The sequence below is a fragment of the Devosia polycyclovorans genome (assembly GCF_042181575.1).
Classification (GTDB): domain Bacteria; phylum Pseudomonadota; class Alphaproteobacteria; order Rhizobiales; family Devosiaceae; genus Devosia; species Devosia polycyclovorans.
This window is the reverse complement of record NZ_CP170082.1, coordinates 221,387-240,441: the sequence shown is the minus strand read 5'-3', so window position 1 is coordinate 240,441 and position 19,055 is coordinate 221,387. Positions and strand designations below refer to the sequence as shown.

Annotated in this window: 26 protein-coding genes and 2 pseudogenes; 25 read left to right on the top strand and 3 right to left on the bottom strand. The window is 61.9% G+C overall.

The window, feature by feature from the left end:
* Positions 1-6 precede the first annotated feature (6 nt).
* The 6 genes from ACE4RL_RS01175 (at position 7) to ACE4RL_RS01150 (ending at position 4,909) form a co-directional block, all read left to right on the top strand.
* Positions 7-795 (top strand): ABC transporter ATP-binding protein, encoded by a 789-nt coding sequence (locus ACE4RL_RS01175; RefSeq protein WP_375598723.1) that lies wholly within the window; start codon positions 7-9, stop codon positions 793-795.
* Positions 795-1,664: an ABC transporter permease gene (locus tag ACE4RL_RS01170; RefSeq protein ID WP_375598722.1), complete on the top strand. Its 870-nt coding sequence runs from the start codon at positions 795-797 to the stop codon at positions 1,662-1,664. Before ACE4RL_RS01175 ends, ACE4RL_RS01170 begins: the two co-directional genes overlap by 1 nt.
* Positions 1,661-2,773: an ABC transporter permease gene (locus ACE4RL_RS01165; protein WP_375598721.1), complete on the top strand. Its 1,113-nt coding sequence runs from the start codon at positions 1,661-1,663 to the stop codon at positions 2,771-2,773. The genes ACE4RL_RS01170 and ACE4RL_RS01165 overlap by 4 nt, the downstream gene beginning before the upstream one ends.
* 18 nt (positions 2,774-2,791) lie before the next feature.
* Positions 2,792-3,769, top strand: a complete 978-nt coding sequence (locus ACE4RL_RS01160; RefSeq protein WP_375598720.1) for an ABC transporter substrate-binding protein — start codon at positions 2,792-2,794, stop codon at positions 3,767-3,769.
* Between the two features lie 98 nt (positions 3,770-3,867).
* Entirely contained in the window at positions 3,868-3,996 is a 129-nt protein-coding gene (locus tag ACE4RL_RS01155; protein ID WP_375598719.1) for a hypothetical protein, read from the top strand.
* 22 nt (positions 3,997-4,018) lie between these two features.
* Positions 4,019-4,909: a hypothetical protein gene (locus ACE4RL_RS01150; protein ID WP_375598718.1), complete on the top strand. Its 891-nt coding sequence runs from the start codon at positions 4,019-4,021 to the stop codon at positions 4,907-4,909.
* Between the two features lie 134 nt (positions 4,910-5,043).
* On the opposite strand, the gene ACE4RL_RS01145 is transcribed toward ACE4RL_RS01150, so the two are convergent.
* Positions 5,044-5,631, bottom strand: coding sequence for a TetR/AcrR family transcriptional regulator (locus tag ACE4RL_RS01145; RefSeq protein WP_375598717.1), 588 nt, complete (start codon positions 5,629-5,631; stop codon positions 5,044-5,046).
* A gap of 76 nt (positions 5,632-5,707) precedes the next feature.
* Here ACE4RL_RS01145 and ACE4RL_RS01140 point away from each other — a divergent pair, with 76 nt between their 5' ends.
* From ACE4RL_RS01140 to ACE4RL_RS01075, 14 genes and pseudogenes are all read left to right on the top strand, one after another.
* Positions 5,708-5,857 carry a hypothetical protein gene (locus tag ACE4RL_RS01140; RefSeq protein WP_375598716.1) on the top strand — a complete coding sequence of 50 codons (150 nt, stop codon included), beginning with the start codon at positions 5,708-5,710 and terminating at the stop codon, positions 5,855-5,857.
* A complete protein-coding gene (locus ACE4RL_RS01135) occupies positions 5,848-6,108 on the top strand; it encodes a VOC family protein (RefSeq protein WP_375598715.1) in 261 nt (86 codons plus the stop codon). The genes ACE4RL_RS01140 and ACE4RL_RS01135 overlap by 10 nt, the downstream gene beginning before the upstream one ends.
* 65 nt (positions 6,109-6,173) lie before the next feature.
* A pseudogene (locus ACE4RL_RS01130) lies at positions 6,174-6,654 on the top strand (glutathione peroxidase).
* Between the two features lie 154 nt (positions 6,655-6,808).
* On the top strand, positions 6,809-7,441 hold the full coding sequence (locus tag ACE4RL_RS01125; protein ID WP_375598714.1) for a DUF1236 domain-containing protein: 633 nt from the start codon (positions 6,809-6,811) through the stop codon (positions 7,439-7,441).
* 134 nt (positions 7,442-7,575) lie between these two features.
* Positions 7,576-8,034, top strand: a complete 459-nt coding sequence (locus tag ACE4RL_RS01120) for a Crp/Fnr family transcriptional regulator (protein ID WP_375598713.1) — start codon at positions 7,576-7,578, stop codon at positions 8,032-8,034.
* On the top strand, positions 8,031-8,324 hold the full coding sequence (locus ACE4RL_RS01115) for a SelT/SelW/SelH family protein (protein WP_375598712.1): 294 nt from the start codon (positions 8,031-8,033) through the stop codon (positions 8,322-8,324). The genes ACE4RL_RS01120 and ACE4RL_RS01115 overlap by 4 nt, the downstream gene beginning before the upstream one ends.
* 62 nt (positions 8,325-8,386) lie before the next feature.
* A pseudogene (locus ACE4RL_RS01110) lies at positions 8,387-8,542 on the top strand (YegP family protein); the annotation flags it as partial.
* A 6-nt stretch (positions 8,543-8,548) separates the two neighbouring features.
* Positions 8,549-8,755 (top strand): YegP family protein, encoded by a 207-nt coding sequence (locus tag ACE4RL_RS01105; protein ID WP_375600207.1) that lies wholly within the window; start codon positions 8,549-8,551, stop codon positions 8,753-8,755.
* A 69-nt stretch (positions 8,756-8,824) separates the two neighbouring features.
* On the top strand, positions 8,825-9,610 hold the full coding sequence (locus ACE4RL_RS01100) for a substrate-binding periplasmic protein (protein ID WP_375598711.1): 786 nt from the start codon (positions 8,825-8,827) through the stop codon (positions 9,608-9,610).
* Between the two features lie 218 nt (positions 9,611-9,828).
* A complete protein-coding gene (locus ACE4RL_RS01095) occupies positions 9,829-10,647 on the top strand; it encodes an amino acid ABC transporter permease (protein WP_375598710.1) in 819 nt (272 codons plus the stop codon).
* Between the two features lie 69 nt (positions 10,648-10,716).
* Positions 10,717-11,244 (top strand): CreA family protein, encoded by a 528-nt coding sequence (locus ACE4RL_RS01090; RefSeq protein ID WP_375598709.1) that lies wholly within the window; start codon positions 10,717-10,719, stop codon positions 11,242-11,244.
* A 100-nt stretch (positions 11,245-11,344) separates the two neighbouring features.
* The gene (locus ACE4RL_RS01085) at positions 11,345-11,548 is read left to right on the top strand and encodes a hypothetical protein (RefSeq protein WP_375598708.1); all 204 of its coding nucleotides are present in this window, start codon (positions 11,345-11,347) and stop codon (positions 11,546-11,548) included.
* 169 nt (positions 11,549-11,717) lie between these two features.
* Positions 11,718-12,353: a peroxiredoxin gene (locus ACE4RL_RS01080; protein ID WP_375598707.1), complete on the top strand. Its 636-nt coding sequence runs from the start codon at positions 11,718-11,720 to the stop codon at positions 12,351-12,353.
* Positions 12,354-12,811: 458 nt separating this feature from the next.
* Positions 12,812-13,168, top strand: a complete 357-nt coding sequence (locus ACE4RL_RS01075) for a septal ring lytic transglycosylase RlpA family protein (RefSeq protein WP_375598706.1) — start codon at positions 12,812-12,814, stop codon at positions 13,166-13,168.
* Between the two features lie 65 nt (positions 13,169-13,233).
* Here ACE4RL_RS01075 and ACE4RL_RS01070 read toward each other — a convergent pair whose 3' ends face one another.
* Both ACE4RL_RS01070 and ACE4RL_RS01065 read right to left on the bottom strand, forming a co-directional pair.
* Entirely contained in the window at positions 13,234-14,232 is a 999-nt protein-coding gene (locus ACE4RL_RS01070; protein ID WP_375598705.1) for an aldo/keto reductase, read from the bottom strand.
* Complete coding sequence (locus ACE4RL_RS01065) at positions 14,229-14,393, bottom strand: DUF1127 domain-containing protein (protein ID WP_375598704.1); 165 nt, start codon at positions 14,391-14,393, stop codon at positions 14,229-14,231. Before ACE4RL_RS01065 ends, ACE4RL_RS01070 begins: the two co-directional genes overlap by 4 nt.
* A 179-nt stretch (positions 14,394-14,572) precedes the next feature.
* On the opposite strand from ACE4RL_RS01065, the gene ACE4RL_RS01060 reads away from it, so the two are divergent.
* From ACE4RL_RS01060 to ACE4RL_RS01040, 5 genes are all read left to right on the top strand, one after another.
* Positions 14,573-15,445 (top strand): LysR family transcriptional regulator, encoded by an 873-nt coding sequence (locus ACE4RL_RS01060; RefSeq protein WP_375598703.1) that lies wholly within the window; start codon positions 14,573-14,575, stop codon positions 15,443-15,445.
* 86 nt (positions 15,446-15,531) lie between these two features.
* A complete protein-coding gene (locus ACE4RL_RS01055; RefSeq protein ID WP_375598702.1) occupies positions 15,532-16,089 on the top strand; it encodes a hypothetical protein in 558 nt (185 codons plus the stop codon).
* A 76-nt stretch (positions 16,090-16,165) separates the two neighbouring features.
* Positions 16,166-17,374, top strand: a complete 1,209-nt coding sequence (locus tag ACE4RL_RS01050) for an MFS transporter (RefSeq protein WP_375598701.1) — start codon at positions 16,166-16,168, stop codon at positions 17,372-17,374.
* On the top strand, positions 17,371-18,564 hold the full coding sequence (locus tag ACE4RL_RS01045) for an MFS transporter (protein WP_375598700.1): 1,194 nt from the start codon (positions 17,371-17,373) through the stop codon (positions 18,562-18,564). The genes ACE4RL_RS01050 and ACE4RL_RS01045 overlap by 4 nt, the downstream gene beginning before the upstream one ends.
* Positions 18,557-19,021 carry an MmcB family DNA repair protein gene (locus ACE4RL_RS01040; protein ID WP_116587909.1) on the top strand — a complete coding sequence of 155 codons (465 nt, stop codon included), beginning with the start codon at positions 18,557-18,559 and terminating at the stop codon, positions 19,019-19,021. The genes ACE4RL_RS01045 and ACE4RL_RS01040 overlap by 8 nt, the downstream gene beginning before the upstream one ends.
* Positions 19,022-19,055 lie beyond the last annotated feature (34 nt).

The window sequence follows — 19,055 nt, the reverse complement described above, 5'->3', positions numbered from 1 at the left end:
GCCGGTATGACCAGCGTCGTCTCTGCCCAAAATCTCGGCCTGACCTTCCCCACCGGCGATGGAGATATCGTTGCGCTGTCCGATGTGAATCTCACCATCAACAAGGGCGACTTCGTTTCCTTCATCGGCCCCTCGGGCTGTGGCAAGACCACGTTCCTCCGCACCATTGCCGATCTCGAAAAGCCCACATCGGGCACGCTGTCGGTTAACGGCATGAGCCCCGAAGACGCTCGCCGGAACCGGGCCTATGGCTATGTGTTCCAGGCGGCCGCGCTCTATCCCTGGCGCACTATCGAAAAGAACATCGCCCTGCCGCTCGAAATCATGGGGCATTCGGCCGCCGAACAGGCCGAGCGGGTCAAGCGCACCATGGAATTGGTGAACCTTTCAGGCTTCGAGAAGAAATACCCCTGGCAGCTTTCCGGCGGCATGCAGCAACGCGCCTCCATCGCCAGGGCGCTGAGCTTTGACGCTGATCTCCTGCTGATGGACGAACCCTTCGGGGCGCTGGATGAAATTGTCCGCGATCACCTGAATTCCGAGCTCCTGAAGCTCTGGGCGCGCACGGAAAAGACCATCTGTTTCGTCACCCATTCCATCCCCGAGGCGGTTTATCTCTCGACCCGCATCGTGGTCATGTCGCCGCGCCCCGGCCGGGTGACCGACATCATCGAATCCACCCTGCCGCGGGATCGCCCGCTCGATATCCGCGAAACGCCCGAATTCCTCGCCATCGCCGCGCGGGTCCGCGAGGGCTTGCGGGCCGGGCATTCCTACGAGGAGGGCCCGGTCTAATGGCCAACCGCGTCATTCCAGTCCTCACCATCCTGTTGGCCATTCTCGCCTTCTGGTATGCGGCTGCAATCTGGATGAACGCGCCCTGGCAGGATCGCCTCAATGCGCGTGCCGATCTGGTCGACGTGCCTTTTGCCGAATTTGCCGCCCAGACCTGGGCGCAGGACAAGCCTGTGCTGCCCGCGCCCCATCAGGTCATTTCCGAAATCTGGAACGCCACGGTGGCGCTCGAAATCACCTCGCGCCGCTCGCTCGCCTATCATGGCTGGATCACCCTCTCGGCGACCCTGCTCGGCTTTGCCTTCGGCACGGTTCTGGGCGTGGCGCTGGCGGTGGCCATCATTCACAATGACGCCTCGGACCGCTCGCTGATGCCTTGGATCATCGCCAGCCAGACCATTCCCATTTTGGCCATCGCCCCGATGGTGGTGGTGGGCCTTGGGTCGGTCGGGCTGACCGGGCTGGTGCCCAAGGCGCTGATCTCGATGTATCTGAGCTTCTTCCCGGTGGTGGTCGGCATGGTCAAGGGGCTCCGCTCGCCCGAAGCCATCCAGCTCGACCTGCTGCGCACCTATGACGCCAATGGCTGGCAGGTGTTCTGGAAATTGCGCTGGCCCGCTGCCATGCCGTTCCTCTTTGCCTCGATGAAGGTGGGCATCGCCATTTCGCTGATCGGTGCAGTGGTGGCCGAACTCTCCAACGCCTCGGGCGGGGGTTTGGGCGTCCGCCTGCTCACCGGTTCTTATAATGGCCAGACCGTGCAGATCTGGGCCGCCCTGTTCATCGCCGCGGGTCTTGCGGCCGTGCTGGTGGCCATTGTTGGCTCGGCTGAAAAATGGGTCAATATGCGCATGGGCGCACGGGCATGAACCGCACCGGTCTGACCGCCATGCAATTCGCCCTCGCCCTTCTGGCCGGCGGCGCCGCACTGTTCGGCCTGGCGTTCGGCTTCACCAGTTTCGGTTCCGCCCCACAGCTCACCGTGTTCTTTGCGCTCGGCGCGGCATCGCTACTCCGGCTGGCGCTGCCGTTCAGCCTCTGGTTTGATGGCGCGCTGATGCTGTTCGGCGCCGTGGCGCTGATCCTGGCACTGCCGGAGGAGGGCGCCATGCCCGCCCATTTCTGGTGGGCACTGGTGGCAAGCTGGGCCTTTGCCTGGCTGTTCGTCGAACGCCTGTCGGCCGCCATCAGGGCCGGGCACTTGCCCGAAACCGGCACGGGTCTCGTCATCCCGGTCATCTTCGGCCTTGCCTTGCTGGTCGCCTGGGAAGTCATTACCCGCGGCGCCAATGTGCCCCCGGTGCTGCTGCCGCCGCCCTCGGCCATCTGGGCGCGCATGACCGCCGAAGTGCCTACACTCTGGGCCGATTTCGTCCAGACTTTCGTCAAGTCGGTGTTGCCCGGCTATGCCATCGGATGCCTCGCCGGGCTGGCCGTCGCCATTGCCGTCGACCGCTCGCCCTTCCTCAAAGCCGGCGTAATGCCCATCGGCAATTTCATGTCGGCGCTGCCCATTATCGGCATCGCGCCCATAATGGTCATGTGGTTCGGCTTCGACTGGCAATCCAAGGCCGCGGTCGTGGTCGCCATGACCTTCTTTCCCATGCTGGTCAACACTGTGGCGGGCCTGAATGCCGCCAGCGCCATTGAACGTGACCTCATGCACACCTACGCCGCCAACAATTGGCAAACCCTTATGAAGCTCAGGCTCCCCGCTGCGGGCCCCTTCATATTCAACGCCCTCAAGATCAACTCGACTCTGGCCTTGATTGGCGCAATCGTAGCGGAATTCTTCGGGACGCCCATAGTGGGAATGGGCTTCCGGATTTCGACCGGGGTGGGGCGTCTCGCCATCGACCTGGTCTGGGCGGAGATCGCTGTTGCGGCGGTCGCGGGGTCCGCCTTTTACGGGGTGATCGCCCTCATCGAAAGAGGCGTCACCTTCTGGCATCCGTCCGTCCGTGGTGGACGGGCGTAACAGGGAATGGGAACGAAAATGAAAAAACTGATCGCAGGACTGCTCACCGGCGCCATGGCGCTGGGTATCGCGCCGGCCTTTGCCCAGGATGCGCTGACCCTGCAGTTGAAGTGGGTCACGCAGGCTCAGTTCGCCGGCTATCTGGTCGCCGAATCCAAGGGCTTCTATGACGAGGAGAACCTCGACGTCACCATCCTGCCCGGCGGCCCCAATATCGCGCCTGAACAGGTGATTGCCGGCGGTGGCGCCGATATCATTGTCACCTGGATGGCCGCCGGCATGGCTGCACGTGAATCGGGTGTGCCTCTGGTCAATATCGCCCAGCCCTTCAAGCGCTCGGGCCTGATGATGATCTGCCCCGAGGAAACCGGCATTACCGAAGTCGCCGATTTCCCCGGCCACACGCTGGGCGTCTGGTTCTTTGGCAATGAATATCCATTCTTTGCCTGGATGAACAAGGAAGGCATTGCCACCGATGGCTCGGAAGGCGGCGTCACCGTGCTGCAGCAGAGCTTTGATATCCAGCCAATGATCCAGGGCCAGGCCGACTGCATCTCGGTCATGACCTATAACGAATATGGCCAGGCGCTCGATGCGGGTTACGGCCCGGATAACCTGACCATCTTCAACTATACCGACATGGGCAATGACCTCTTGGAAGACGGCCTCTATGTCATGGAGGATACCCTCGATGACCCGGCCAAGGTCGATGCCTATACGCGCTTCGTGAAGGCCTCGATGAAGGGCTGGGCCTATGCCCTGGAGAACCCGGAGGAAGCCGCTGAAATCGTGGTGGAAATGGACGACACCGGCGCTGCCGAATATGAGCATCAGCTCTATATGGTGGGTGAGGTGTCCAAGCTGGTCGATGCCACCGACCCGGCGCTCAGCATGGAGACCTATGACCGCACCGTTCAGGCCCTGCTCGATCAGGAGATCATCACCGCGACACCCGAAGGCGCCTATACCAGCGTCGTCACCGACGCGCTGAAATAAACGGCGCCAGCAGAGCCAATCCAGGCGGGCGGGGAGAGATCCCCGCCCTTTTCTTTGCTCGCAATGTGGCACGGCCCGCCACATTCGGGAACGAATCCATGGCCCGCGCAGTTGATGGCCCATCAGCGTCACTCAACAAGAGGGCTAATACCATGAACTCCATTATTTATCTCGTTGGCCTCGTCGTCATCGTTCTGGCCATCCTCTCGTTCATCGGCCTGGCTTGAGCCAGAACAGGAGGAGAAGATCATGAGCGTAAATTCACCGGCCGGCGTCGCCGGCGTCCCACCTGAAGCAGAAGTCGCAGAGCGCAGCTATATTGATTGGGCTGCCATCATCGCGGGCATCGTCTTCGCATCCGCCATTTCCCTCGTTCTCATCAGCTTCGGCTCGGCCCTGGGCCTGAATTTCATCGACTTCAATGCCCGTGAAGGGGCAGCGCCAGTCCTGATCGGCATTGCCGCAGCAAGCTGGTTTCTCTGGGTCCAGATTTCCTCCTTCATGGCCGGTGGCTATCTGACCGGCCGCATGCGCCGCCGCAATCACGATGCCACCGAAGACGAGAGCGATATGCGCGATGGCGCCCATGGGCTCTTGGTCTGGGGTGGTGCGATGATCGTTGGCGCCATGCTCGCCGTCAGCGGCCTGGGCACGGCCGGTGCCATCGTCGGGTCAGCAGCGGCCACTGCCACCACCGCTGCGTCCAACGTCGCCGAGGGTGCTGGTGACATGGCAGACCCCAACGCCTATTTCATCGACACTCTGTTCCGCTCCGAAAGGCCATCTGATCCAGGTGTCGCACGCGATGAAGCCGGTCGCATCTTTGCTCAGGCCGCCCTGAACGATGGCGAGGTGCCGCAGGAAGATCGCGATTATCTCGTCAGTGTGGTGACGGCCAATTCCGGCCTGACACCGGAGGAAGCTCAGGCGCGTGTCGATCAGGTAATCGCCAATGTCGAGACGGCCCGCCAGGAAGCCGTTGAGGCTGCCCGTGTTGCCCGCAACACCACTATCCTCGCCGCCTTCCTCTTCACCGCATCCTCGCTGGTCGCCGCTATCGGTGCCTACTGGGCCGCGCAGAAGGGTGGCAACCACCGTGACAAGCACACGCACTTCCCCAGCGTGTTCCGTCGCTTCTGATCTGAGCCAGAAAGGAGAAATGCCATGTTGGGCGGTTTATTGCTTTGGCTGATCGGTGTGCCGATCTGGTTGATCATCATCCTCTTCCTGGTCTTCTGACCGGGAGAGCTAGGCGGGGAGCAATCCCCGCCTTTTCATTTGCTCTTGAGCCCACGAATGATGGCCTTCATCACCTTGCGATAAGCGTCGACCTCCTTGCCTTCTGCTTGTGCAGCGCGGTCGAACATGGCGTTGAGCAGATGCGCCAGGGGCAGGGCTGGCACGTCGCGGATCGCCCCGGCCTCAATGGCGCTATTGACCCCTTCGATCAGGGTGCGCAGCCCATGGCGCGCGTCGATTTCGTCCACCGCCGCGCGACCAAGAACTGCTGGCGCATCCACGATCAATATGCGACGCCGGCCCGCATCCTGCATGGCCGACAAAAATCCTTCTCCGCTGCGCACCAGCGCTTTGACCGGGCCGGTTTCGTCGTCGCCTCCCTCGGCAACCTGGTGCACGCTGAGCGCCAGCAAGGCATGCTCTTCTTCCACCACGGCGGCAAACAACGCCTGCTTGTCCGCGAAATGGTGGTAGAGCGCACCACGCGTCACCCCCGCTGCCGCCACGATTTCCGGCGTGCTGGTCGCGGCATAGCCTTTTTCCGCAAACAGGGCTCGCGCTGCCGACACCAGCGCGCGTCGTGTGGCGGCCCGGCGATCCTCCTGACGTCTTCTGACATCCATGTTGCATACAGCCTGTATATATGTTGCAAACACACGGTATGTTTGTAATGTTAATTTGAGCCTAAGGAGAGGATCAATGTTCAACGCGCTCTACCCGCTGCTGCATGTGCGGGACGTCGCGGCAAGCAGCCGCTTCTATCAAGACCATTTCCGCTTCGAGCCGGTTTTTGAAAGCGACTGGTATGTGCAATTGCGTGGCTCACCAAAGGGCACGAATTGGCGCTGATTGCCTTCGATCACGATACGATCCCGCCCGCAGGCCGCCAGCCAACCGCCCATCTGATCCTCAGCTTCGAGGTGGAAGATGCCGCCGCCGAGGCGGCGCGGTTCGAACAGGCCGGCGTTACCATTGTCCAGCCCCTGCGCGACGAGGGGTTCGGCCAGCGTCACTTCATCGCCGGCGACCCCAATGGTATCCTGCTCGATGTCATTACGCCTATCGAACCCGATCCGGACTGGCTCGCGGCCCAGGGCTAGCCGCCCTTGCGCGCATCGCCCGATCGCCATAGCTCTGGGAAAATTTCCATCTTAGAGCGTTTCCCATGACCAAATCCCTTGCCGATTTTTCCGCCAATCGCCTCGACGGCACGCCGCAAGACCTCTCCGCATTTGCCGGGCAGGTGGCGTTGATCGTCAACGTGGCCAGCCAGTGCGGCTTGACCCCGCAATATGAAGGGCTCGAAGGGCTCTATCAGCGGTTCAAGGATCGAGGCCTTGTCATTCTTGGCTTCCCCTGCAACCAATTTGGCGCGCAGGAGCCTGGCAGCAGCGGAGAGATCGCCCAATTCTGCGCGCTCAATTTCGGTGTCAGCTTCCCCATGTTCGAGCGCGTCGAGGTCAACGGCGAAAACGCTCACCCAATCTTTCAGTGGCTGACGGCTGCCGCCCCGCGTACTGGGCACCGAAGCGATAAAGTGGAACTTCACCAAATTCCTGCTGGGCCGAGACGGCAAGGTTGTTGAGCGTTTTGCCCCCACCACCGAACCGGCCGACATCGCGCCGGCCATCGAGAAGCTGCTGTAGCCGATCTGCCACACCTCTCATCACATTCTTTCCACGGCGGAACGGAAACCGGGCGCCTCCGTTTGTTGAGCAAGGGGCGGAACAGAGCCGTCAATTTTGGCGAGCTCCCCTTGCAAGAGCGGTCTTCAGGCCGCCGCATAAAAGGAATGACAAAATGAAAAAGACCCTTCTGGCCTCTGTGGCCGTGATGTCGCTTGCCCTGTCGCTGCCTGCCATGGCCCAGACCAGCGGCACCGTTGACGCCAATGCTGGCGCCACCATCGGCGCAACCGGCGGTGCTGCCGGTGGTGCAACGCTCGGCTTTCTCGCCGGCGGTCCCATTGGTGCTGTCATCGGCGGTTTTGCTGGTGCAGTCATTGGTGCCGAGGCCGGTATTGCAACCTCCACCATCGAATATGTCGGCAACAACCCCGTCGAGCCCGTAACCATCCAGGGTTCGCTCGATGTCGGGGTCACGGTGCCCAATGGCGTGACGATCTACCCGATCGAAGGCGACGAGAACCATGGCTATTTCTATGCCAATGGCCGCGTCTGGATCGTTGAACTGGCCAGCAGCACGGTGGTCTATTCCCCGGGCTATGTGGTGAGCCAGTCGGCTGCCGACTTCGCCATCAATAATCCTGTGGACCCGATTAACGCCGAAGGTGACGTGGTGGTGGGCTATGTCCTGCCCGATAGCGTCAGCATCAACCAGGTGCCGGATAGCCAGTTTTACGGCTACGTCTATGTCGATGGCCGCCCGGCCCTCGTTGACAGCTCGACCCGCACCGTTGTCTGGATCAAGTAGTCGCAAACGATCGACTAGCTTTAGCCGCCCGGACCCCGGTCCGGGCGGCTTTGCTTTGTCCGGCCTATGCTTTAGATTCGCCCCGAGTGAAAGACCGGGCTGCGGGCTCCGGCAGACATTGGAGGCGGGGGCCAATGGCCGAAATTCTCGACTATTGCAGCGATCTCAATGAAGTCCGGTTCAAGTCGGGCCAGAACATGCTGCCCGAGGGCGAGCGGCTGGGAAAACTGCTGGTGCTCATCGAGGGCCAGGTAGAGGTCATTCGTGAGCGCACGCAGGTCACGCTTGTTGATGAGCCCGGCTCGATTTTCGGGGAAATGGCCGTCCTGCTCGACATGCCGCATTCCGCCACGGTCAAGGCCCTGTCCGAGGTGCGGGCCTATGAGATTCCGGACGCGCTGACCTTTCTCGAGTCGCAGCCGGAAATGAGCCTGCATCTTGCCACCATGCTGGCGCGGCGGCTCTATTACACAACCTCTTACCTGGTCGATCTGCAGCAGCAGTCCGCCGGCAAGCGGCAGGATCTCGATCTGGTCGATCAGATCTTGTCCGCCCTGGTCGATCCGGCCGAGGCCGGCAAGAGCGGCAAATGAGTGGCGGCCCGGCGATCAGCATTGCCTACTGCACCCAATGCAACTGGCTGCTGCGCTCGGGCTGGATGGCGCAGGAACTGCTCTCGACCTTTGCAACCGAGCTGGGCCAGGTCACGCTTGTTCCCGGCACCGGCGGCATTTTCGAAATCCATCTCGATGGCGAACTGATCTGGGAGCGCAAGCGCGATGGCGGCTTCCCTGATATCCGCCTGCTCAAGCAGATGGTCCGCGACCGCATCGACCCGGATCGCGATCTTGGTCATGTCGATCGCATAAATCTCGAACAGTAATGGGTTTTCAATTCTGGCCGTTACGTTAGTCTCCTCTCGTCAAACCTTGGGAGGCCCGCGTCATGGCACACAAATTCAACATCACTGCTGCCGCCAACGATCAGTTCAAGTTCGATTTCTCTTACAATTCGGAGAAAATCTTCTGGTCGGAGAACTATAAGCAGAAGGCCAGCGCCAAGAGTGCCATCGACTCGCTCAAGACTAATGCGCCGGGCGCGTCCACTGTGGATGTCAGCAAGGGCGAAGAAGGATCTGGCTATCGTTTCGAGATCAAGAAGTCGAGCGACGACCAGTTCTATGTGAACTTCGTGGCGTCCAATGGCGAGACCATGGTCCGCACCGAGCGCTACACCGCAAAGGCAAGTGCGCAGAACGCCATTGAATCCCTGAAAAAGAACGGTCCGGGCGCCGACGTCAACGACGAGGCCTAGACGCCCATTCCCAAGCGGCACGGGCTTGGTTTAGTCTCCCGGTAAACCTATTTGGGAGACCTCAATCAGATGAACACCAGGTTCGCTATTTTCACCGCTGCCCTGGCGCTGGCCGCATTGCCGGCAGCCGCGCAGGACCTGCCCGACCTTGGTGGCCGCACCATCCACGCGGTCACCGAAAACGCGTATTATCCGCTCAATTTCGCCGGCCCGGACGGAGAGGGCATCGGGCTCGAATATGACGTGATCAACGAGGTCGCCAAGCGTCTCAATGCAAAGGTCGAATGGGATCTGACCGCCTGGGACGTGATGATCGAAAGCGTGCGCAACGGCCAGTTCGACATCGGTGCCGACGGCATCACCATTACCGAGGAACGTGAAGAGCAGATCGACTTCACCGATCCCTTCATCACGGTCGAGCAATATTTCCTCGTGCGCGTTGACGAAGACCGCATCACCGGGCCGGAAAGTTTTGCTGAAAACACCGATCTGCTGTTCGGCGCCCAGGCCGGCACGTCCTCCTTCTACACCGCCATTTATGACGTGCTCGACGGCGACGAGGCCAATCCACGGGTCAAGACTTTCGACAGCTTCGGCGCCGCCGTGCAGGCTGTCAAATCAGGCGATGTGGACGCCGTGATCGCCGACCAGGCTGCTTCCGCCGGCTATATCGGCGCCGATCCCGGTGCCTTCAAGCAGGCCGGCGCCGCCATCAAGTCCGACCCCTTCGGCTTCATTCTCACCCCAGGCTCCGATCTCGTCGAACCCGTCAACGCCGCGCTGGCCCAACTGCGTGAAGAAGGCTGGCTCGACGAGCGCATCAATTACTGGTTCTTCGAATACGCAGCAGAGTAAGGCTAGGCCTCGGCAGCCCCATCCTCCCCCTCCCCGGAACGGGGAAGGGGAGGAGGAATACACAGTATCGGCCTGTCGCCTCCGTCCCTTGCTGGGCTTCGATCCGTCCCGAAAGGCAAGATTCTCCATTGGAGAGTTTTGAGGTGAGAAGGAATGACGGGTGGGGTGACCATCTTTCGTTTTGGTAAAATGCCGCAAACCGGTACACACCGTCGTTCATGACCTACCAGCCCCGCCGCCCCTCCATTTTTGCCCGACTGCCCTGGTGGTTGTTGGCCATTGGCCTGCTTTTCGTGTTGGGTCTCTGGGCCATCACCACCGACGATACCTATGCCTCAATTTTCCGCACCCTTTCGGGCGGCGTGGTCACCACGCTCTGGGTCACCATCCTGGCGTTTGTGGCGGCCACCATTCTGGGCCTGCTGATTGCCCTGGCGCGCACCTCAGGCAACCGCGTGCTGCGCGAGATCGCGACCTTCTATGTCGAGATCATTCGCGGCATCCCCATTCTCGTCTTCCTGTTCTACATCGCCTTTGTTGCCGCCCCCGCCATGGTGGCCGGCTTCAACTGGCTCTTTGCCCCGCTGATCGATTGGGGCCTTCTGGCACCGGCCACCGTGCGCGGCTTCGATTTTGTCTGGCGTGCCATCTTCGCGCTGACCGTGTGCTACTCCGCCTTCATTGCCGAGATCTTCCGTGCCGGCATCGAGGCGGTCGGCAAGGGGCAGATCGAGGCCGCGCGCTCGCTGGGTCTGGGCCGCTGGCATTGCTTCCGCCATATCATCTTCCCCCAGGCCCTGCGCACCATCCTGCCCCCGCTGGGCAATGACTTCGTTTCCATGGTCAAGGATTCGGCGCTTGTCTCTGCGCTGGGCGTTCAGGACATCACCCAATTGGGCAAGCTCTCGGCCTCTTCGAGCTTCCTGTTCTTTGAAACCTACAATGTCGTCGCCTTCCTCTATTTGACCATGACCATATCGCTCTCCTTGCTGGTCCGCTGGCTGGAAAAGGTGATGGATGGTCGGGTGGCTCGTTAGCTTTTGCAGTGTCACCTTGCGCCGGGCATCGTGGTCCCCCATCTTGACGTGGTCAGCCGGAGGACTCCCATGCATCCCATCGCCCGCCTTGCCATCGTCGCCGTCGCGGCCATTTCCCTTGCCGCCTGCGGCAATCGCAATGAGGTGGGCAGTGTTGGGGTCGACTGGACCGGCAATGATATTTCGATCGAAGCGGTGGCTGATCCCGACGTGGATGGCGTGGTTTGTCACCTGTCCTTCTTCAATCGCTCCTTCATCGACCGGCTGAGCCAGGGCAACTGGTTCGAGGACCCGTCCTATTCAGCGCTCGATTGTTCGGCGGTGGGCCCGGTCACTGTGGGAGACATCTCGACCCGTGGCGGCGGCGAGGAGATTTTCCAGCAGGGCCGTTCGCTGATCTGGAAGTCCCTGCGCGTCACCCGCATCTATGACTCCGCCAACAATGCGCTGATCTATCTCGCCCATGCCCGCCAGATTCAGCAGGGCTCGGGCAAGATGAGCCTCTCGGTCGTGCCGCTCAACGGTCTCGATGTCACCTGGGAAAACGGCGCCCCCACCCCGCAGCCGGCTGTCGAAGGCTCGGTCCTGGTGCAATAGCGACCGATACAATTTGAACTAAAGCCCCTGCAAACCCACCACGACCGCGCAATCTGTATGTGCCAGCCTTTTTGGGCAGTCGATGGCCCGGGAGGGGTTCATGTCGGATATGCTAAGCTATATGGCCGACAATGCGGCCAATCTTCTGCTCAACGCCACCTTCGCTCTGTCGGTCTATTTGATTGCGCGGCTGCTCAAGGCCGGGCCCTCTGCCGCTATCGTGTTCGCCGCCATTCCCTTTGGCGCGATCCTGCTGCTGCAAAATCCGGGCGTGCCGAACCGCCTCATCGCCCTGCTGGGCTGATCGGCCGCATTTCGCTTCACAGATCGCCACGGCAATGGCTTGCCTGATCGGGTTCGAACAAGGCAAAACCATTCCGCTTGCCTCCGCTTCAATCGGGAGGCTTGAGCACGATATTCTTTCACCAGAACTAACAGCAGACCTGCGACATCGCGGGCAGAGGAAGACGACTATGGCAATTCTGATCGGCGATACCGCGCCCGATTTTACCCTCGAATCCACCGAGGGCACCATTCACTTCCACGACTATATCGAAGGCTCCTGGGCGGTGCTGTTCAGCCACCCCAAGAACTACACGCCCGTCTGCACCACCGAACTGGGTTACACTGCCAAGCTCAAGGACGAATTTGCCAAGCGCGGCGTCAAGGTTCTCGGCCTGAGCGTCGACAAGATCGAAGACCATGCCGGCTGGGCCAAGGACATCGAGGAAACGCAGGGCTCGGCCCTTAATTTCCCGCTCCTGGCCGATACAGAGGGCGAGGTCGCGCGCAAATACGACATGATCCATCCCAATGCCGACAACACGCTGACTGTGCGCTCGCTCTTCGTCATCGGGCCGGACAAGAAGGTCAAGCTCAAGATCGAGTACCCGGCCTCCACCGGCCGCAATTTCAATGAGATCCTGCGCGTCATCGACAGCCTGCAACTGACCGCCAAGCATCAGGTCGCCACCCCGGTGAACTGGACCAATGGCGAAGATGTCATCATCGTCCCGGCCGTCACCAATGAAGCGGCCCGCGAAAAATTCCCCGGCGGCTGGAAGGAAGTCAAACCCTATCTGCGCATCGTGCCCCAGCCCCAGGGCTGATCCCACCACGTTCTTCGTTTCTCTCCCTGACCAACTGGGCGATGGCTTCCGGCCATCGCCTTTTTCTTCGCCGCAAAGCCCCGCTCCTCGTCACATTGATGCCCCATTCCGGCTAGGGCGAGGGCCCTCTGGACCCCAGTGCCTGCCCTTACCATCCCCAAATCGCGCCTTTTTGGCGGGTTTGTCGGAACCGTTGCCTCATGGTCACACCGGGCAAATCGGTTCCTCCTAAGCGCCAGTTTGGGCCAGTGGATGACGGATCGTGAGCAAATCTGTGGATTCAGATTCTAAGGTTTAGGCAATCTTGCGCCGCGTTCGGCGCAGCAAGGTTTTGGAAACCTGCGGCAGAGCGGCCACAAACCGGGGCGGGACGTCGCAGGCGGCCGATCCGGCCCAGATTTGGTCCGCACCGGCCTTTATTGAAGCGCCATCGCAAACTTCAGTGAGCTTCAAGACCATTGACTAAGAAAACCGCCATCGCCGCCGCATCGGCCGCAGCCCTCCTCATCTTCTCCTCCTCTGCAGCCTATGCCCAGTGTGGCGGCGCTTCCTGGTACGGCCCCGGATTTCATGGCAAGACCTCTGCCTCCGGCGAAGTCTTCAATCAGAACGCCATGACCGCGGCACACCGCACACTTCCTTTCGGCACCAAGGTGGAAGTGACCGACCAGTCCACCGGCAGGTCGGTGGAAGTCACCATCAACGATCGCGGGCCGTTCGTTGGCAAGCGCATCATCGATCTCTCCAAGGGGGCCGCCGCCGCTCTGGGTTTCCAGAACAAGGGCGTCACTTCTGTCTGCATCGCGCAGCGATAACGTCGTCACCGGTCTTTCCGGACAAGAAGGGCCGCCCCAGGGGCGGCCCTTTTTTGTTGTTCCGCTCAGCGCTCAACCCTCGTGTCCGCGCGCAGCACGGCATCGATCTCCGCCATCACCGCGGCGGGCAGCGGACCCTTCTCCAGCGCGCCCAGATTGTCGCGCACCTGCGCCTCGGTTTTGAAACCGGGAATGGGGAAGGTGTGCGGCGAGCGCGCCAGGATCCATCCCAGCGCACCTTGGGCCGGTGTGCGTCCGCCGGTGGTCAACAGATCACGCAGGGCTTCGAGACGGGCCAGCACCTCCGGCGTCGGCATCCCATCCTTGAAATGCTTGACCCAGGGATGACCTGCTCCCCGCACATCGCTGCCCGGCAGGCGGCTTGCGGTGGTGAACTTGCCCGACAACAGCCCCATGGCCAGCGGCGAGCGGTTGAGGCTGGCCAGCCCCGCTTCGGCGCACAGCGTCAGCATCTCCGGCCCGTCATGCAGCACATTGAGCTCCTGCTGCACTGCCGCGAAATGCGGATAATCCAGCAGGCGCCGCGCTGCCTGCGCATTGTCCGTGCTCCAGCCCCAGGCTTTGATCCGTCCTGCCTCAGCCAGCTTTTCCAGCGCTTCGGCGGCGGCATCGGCTTGGCCGTCGATCAAATCACCGGGATGGATCTGATAGAGATCGATCGTCTCCACCCCCAGGCGCTTGAGCGAGCGGGCATTGGCCCATTCGATATAGCCGGGGCTAACATCGATCGAGATCAGCGCGCGCTTGGCCTCGTCATAGGTAAAGCCGAACTTGGTGGCGATGATCGCCTCGTCCCGCCGCCCCTTGAGCGCCGCACCCAGCACCCGTTCGCTGTGGCCAGTGCCATAGGCATCGGCGCTGTCGAACAAATTGGCGCCCAGCTCGAGCGCGATCTGCAGCGCCCGGATCGACTGGGCATCGTCAACATCGCCCCAGCCATCATTGCGACCGTCAAGCGTGAAGTGCCCGCCAATGGCCCAGCATCCCATCCCAATGGCGCCGGCCATGCGGCCCGTCCGTCCAAGTCTGCGCAAAATGGTCATTTGCGATCCCCCTCGATATCGATCCCGGCCACAAATGCGTCGATCTGCTCGCGCTCCGTGCCCAGGTCGGCCAGTAGCCGATCATCCAGCAGGAGCAGTTTGCGGCGGGTGACATTGCGCATGTGCCAGGCATGAAGCCGGCGCGAAATCGGTCTGAACATCATCTGTCCCCTTTCGGACCATGCAGCCAAAGCACGCCGGATCGCCCGGACGGCGTTTCATTTATGTCGCTGCAAAAAGATATCTCCGGATCGTCTAACGTCCGGACGGGACAGATATTGAGCAAAGGCCTATGGTTGCGCTACACCCGAGGTCGCAATAGCCTTTGCAGGAATGAAAAATGGATTTCTCCTGGGACGATTTGCGGCTGTTTCTCGACGTCGCCCGCCTGGGTGGTCTCAACGCTGCCACCAAGACCACCGGCCTCTCGGCTGCCACGCTGGGCCGCCGCGTCACCGCCCTTGAGTATCAGATCGGGGAGGCCCTGTTCGTGCGCAGCCAGACCGGCTATGCGCTGACCCCGGCCGGCGAAGAACTGCTGTTGCGGGCCGAAGAGGTCGAGGCGGCAATGCTCTCGCTCCGGCGCTGGAAGGACGGGACCATTGGCGAGCGCGTCGTGCGCGTCTCGGCCGGTCCCTGGACCTCCGCCTTCATCGCCCGCCACATCGCAGACATCTGGACCGCGTCCGACCGCTTCGGCATCGAGCTGGTCACCGCCAGCCACAAGGTCGATATCGGGCGCCGCCATGCCGATATTGGCATTCGCAATGCCCGCCCCACGGAGCAATGGTTGGCCGGTCGCCTCATCGGCAAGGTGGCCTATGGGCTTTATGCGCGGCCCGAACTGATCAGCGGCGTAGCCGCCGGCTATTTCGTCGGCGTCGCGGGAGAAAGCAGCCAGACCCATTCGGCCCGCTGGCTTCATGCCCGCCACGGCGACCGCATCGCCACGCGCGGCAATGACGCCATGAGCGTACTGGAGCTGGTGGCGGCCGGTGCCGGCATGTCGGTCTTTCCCTGCTTTGTCGGTGATGCCGACCCGCGCATTGCCCGCATGGCCGGAACCATAGCCGAACTCGAGACCGAGCAATGGCTGGTTTGCCACCATGAGGAGCGCCACACTCCGGCCGTACGCACCGTCACCGATCGCATCGCGACCCTGATGCGCGAACACGCGCCGCTGTTCCGCGGTGAGCGCGTTGCTGCTGAATGATTGATAAAATATCGCGCATTAGCGGTATGTTAGAAGCTGCGACCTAATATTCGCGCCGGACGCAGGAAATATTTGAAAGCGATGCCATGCGCGCATACGCCTATGTCGTGGGGCCGGAAAACGGGCCCGGAACGGCTTTGCTCGACCTCGCCCGGGGCCTGGGCTTTGCCGGGGTCAGCCCATTCTCGACCATGGCTCAGGCCGAGCAGCAGACCCGGGCGACCCCGGTCTGCTTTTTCCTGTTTGCCGCCACCGAAAACCTCGAAAGCCTGCGCAGCGTGGCCGAGGCGGTGCGTTTCAGCTCCGCCCGCCGGCTACGCTTCTCCCCGCTGATCTATTTCGCTGAAAGTCCATCGGTCGAAGCGATCACCGGCTGCCTCAATATGGGCTTTGACGATATCATCACCATGCCGTTTACCCGCAAGCGGGTGCTTGAGCGCATGGCGCGCCAGGTCGGACAAAATCTGGTCTATCACGAAACGCCGAACTATTTTGGCCCCGACCGTCGCGGCCGTACCGGAGTGGACCAGCGCCGCAACGACAGCCCGAGCACGGGACAGTTCCGGCGCCTCGAGATCGTCCGAAGCCTGACCAACGGCATCAACGTGCTGCGTGACGATCATTTCGCGCCAGAAGCGGTGTGACCGGAATGCAATCGTTGCAATAAAGCGTTCTGCGGCCCTTGGGGGCCTATTCTCAGTCTGGGGGAAATCGCCTAGCGTGCCGGCGATTTCCTTTCTCGAGCAGCTCTCCAAAATGCGATTCGGCCTTGCTTTGCCGCCCCAGATCAAGGTCTTCGGGGCCTTCTTCATTTATTCGTTCTGCATGGGCTCCATGTTTCCGCGCCTGCCTGAAATTCAGGAGGCCATGGACGTGGGCGAAGGCCAGCTTGGCCTGGCACTGATCGGCTCGGCCGTCGGCACACTGATTTCGCTGACCTTTGCCGGCCGGTTCATCGAGGCTTTCGGCTACCGGCGCATCCTGCTTGGCGCCATTCCATTGCTCTCGGTGTTCTTTGCCGCTGCCGTCTGGGCCAGCACGCCACTGGTCTTTTTCCTGTTACTGCTGCCAGTGGGGCTGACCATTGGCTGCATTGAAATCATCATCAATATCGAGGCCGACCGGGTCGAGCACGCCATCGGCCGCCGCATCATGAGCCGCGCCCATGCCTTTTGGAGCCTGGGCTTCTTTTCGGCCGGCATTGTCGGCTCATTCATCGCCCGCACCGGCCTGGCGCCGCAATGGCATCTGATGATCATGATCCCGGTGGTGTCGGTTGCCACGCTCATCGTGCTGGGCCAGTTCGAACCCGCCGCGCATCGCGCCGGTTCCAGCACCGATGAAACCCCGCGCCTCGCCCGGCCCACCGCCACCATCATGGCGCTCGTCGCGGTCTGCCTTTCGGCCATGCTCATGGAAGGCGCCGGCATCGACTGGTCGGCCATCTATATGCGCAATATCTTTGATGCCACGCCCTTCTGGGCCGGTATCGCCGTTGCCGTGGTGGCCGGCTCGCAGGCCTTTGCCCGCTTCTTTGCCGATGGCTTTGTCGATCGCTTCGGGCCGGTCACCGTAGCCCGCGTACTGCTGACCATTCTGGGCGGCGGTGTGCTTCTGGCCTTTTTCGCGCCCTCGGCAATCCTCGCCTATTGCGGCTTTGCCATGATCGGCTTCGGCTCAAGCGCCCTGTTCCCGCTCGCCATGTCTGCTGCAGCGCAGCAAACTGACCGGCCCGCCGCCATCAATGTCGCCGCTCTAGCCCAGTTCTCTTTCACCGCCTTCCTGCTCGGCCCGCCGCTATTGGGTTTCGTCGCCGAACATTTCGGCATTCAGTGGACCTTTGGCGTCGGCTTCCCGCTGGTGCTGCTGGGCCTCGCTACGGCCCATGTGCTGGCCCCGCGCCCAATCATCAAAGCGGTGACACCGTGATTATCGCGCCCCAGCACCGCATCTACGCCTGCTTTTTCTTCTTCGCCGTCGCCACCGGCGCGCTCATGTCCCGCCTGCCCGAACTGCAGAACCATCTCGGTGTCAGCGAGGGGCAGTTGGGCCTGACCATGATCGGCATGGCCATCGGTTCGCTGATCTCGTTGACCGCCGGCGCGCCGCTGGTCGAGAAGCTGGGCTTCCGCACCACCGCCTTCATCTCGACGCTGGGCCCGGCCATTCTGTTCGCCCTCATTCCCTGGCTGCCGGCGGCCCCCGCCGTCTTCGCCGTTCTGCTCGTGGTCGGCTTGCTGGCCGGGGCGCTTGAGATCAATCTCAATGTCGAAATCGACCGGCTCGAGACGCTGACTGGCAAGCGCTACATGAACCGCGCGCACGGCTTCTGGAGCGTCGGCTTCTTCTTCACCGCCCTGTTCGGTGCCATGATCCGCCAGTCCGGCCTGTCCGCCGGGCTGCATCTGGCGCTCGTCGCCACCATTATCCTGCTGGTCGGCGGCTATCTGATCTATGGCGCGACCAATACGCCCCGGACCGCCCGCAGCCAGACAGAAGCGGCCGGGCACCGCTTTGCCTTTCCCAATCTGGGTCTGCTGCCGCTCTGCCTCATCGGCTTTGCCGCCTTTCTGGTGGAAGGGGCCGGCATTGACTGGTCGGCCATCTATATGCGCGACGTCTTTGCCGTCGAGCCGATAATCGGCGGCATGAGCCTGACCCTGTTCGCCTTCTTCATGGCCCTGCTGCGGCTGACCGCCGATCCCTTCGTTGCCCGGTTCGGGCCACGCAATGTGGCCATGATCATGCTCGGCTCCGCCAGCCTGGGCGCCCTCCTGGTCGGCATTGCACCGGGCCCCGAACTGGCTCTGGCCGGTTTCGCGCTGATGGGGGCGGGCTGTTCTGCAGTCTATCCCCTGGCCGTCTCGGCTGCGGCGCAGCGCACCGATCGGCCGGCCGCCGTCAATGTCGCGGCCATCGGGCAGGTCAGCGTCGTGGTGTTCTTCCTCGCCCCGCCGCTGCTTGGGTTCGTGGCCGAGTGGATCAATATTCGTTCTTCCTATCTGGTCTGCCTGCCGCTCCTGCTGGCCGGGCTCTGGGCCTCCAGCTTTGCACTGGGCACCAAAAAGGTGGAAACTCCCATGCACATGCCGCCCGAACCGCTCGGACCCAATGGCTGATCTGCCGCCAATCGTTGACCTTCGCCAATCGGCCACCGCGCTGCGCGTTCAGCGCGGGGTCATGCGCATGTTGCGCGAGCGGCATGACATGGCCTGCTACGCTGAAGTGCCATTGGCCAATGGCCGCCGCGCCGATGTATTGGCGGTCGGACCCAAGGGTGAAATCTGGATCATCGAGATCAAGTCGAGCTTGATCGATTTTCAGGTCGACCGCAAATGGCCCGAATATCGCGAATTCTCCGATCGCTTCTTCTTCGCCAAGCCGCCCGAATTGGACGGCGAGATATTTCCCGAAACGGAAGGTCTGATCGTTGCCGATGGCCATGACGGCGCCATCCTGCGCGACAGCCCCGACACCCCGCTCGCCCCCGCCCGCCGCAAGGCGCTGATGCTCAAGCTTGCCCGCATGGGTGCCGACCGTATCCATGCCCTGATGGATCCAGGGCCGATCGCCTGAGCCTTTCCTTTGGCGCCATTCCAAACTATTGACG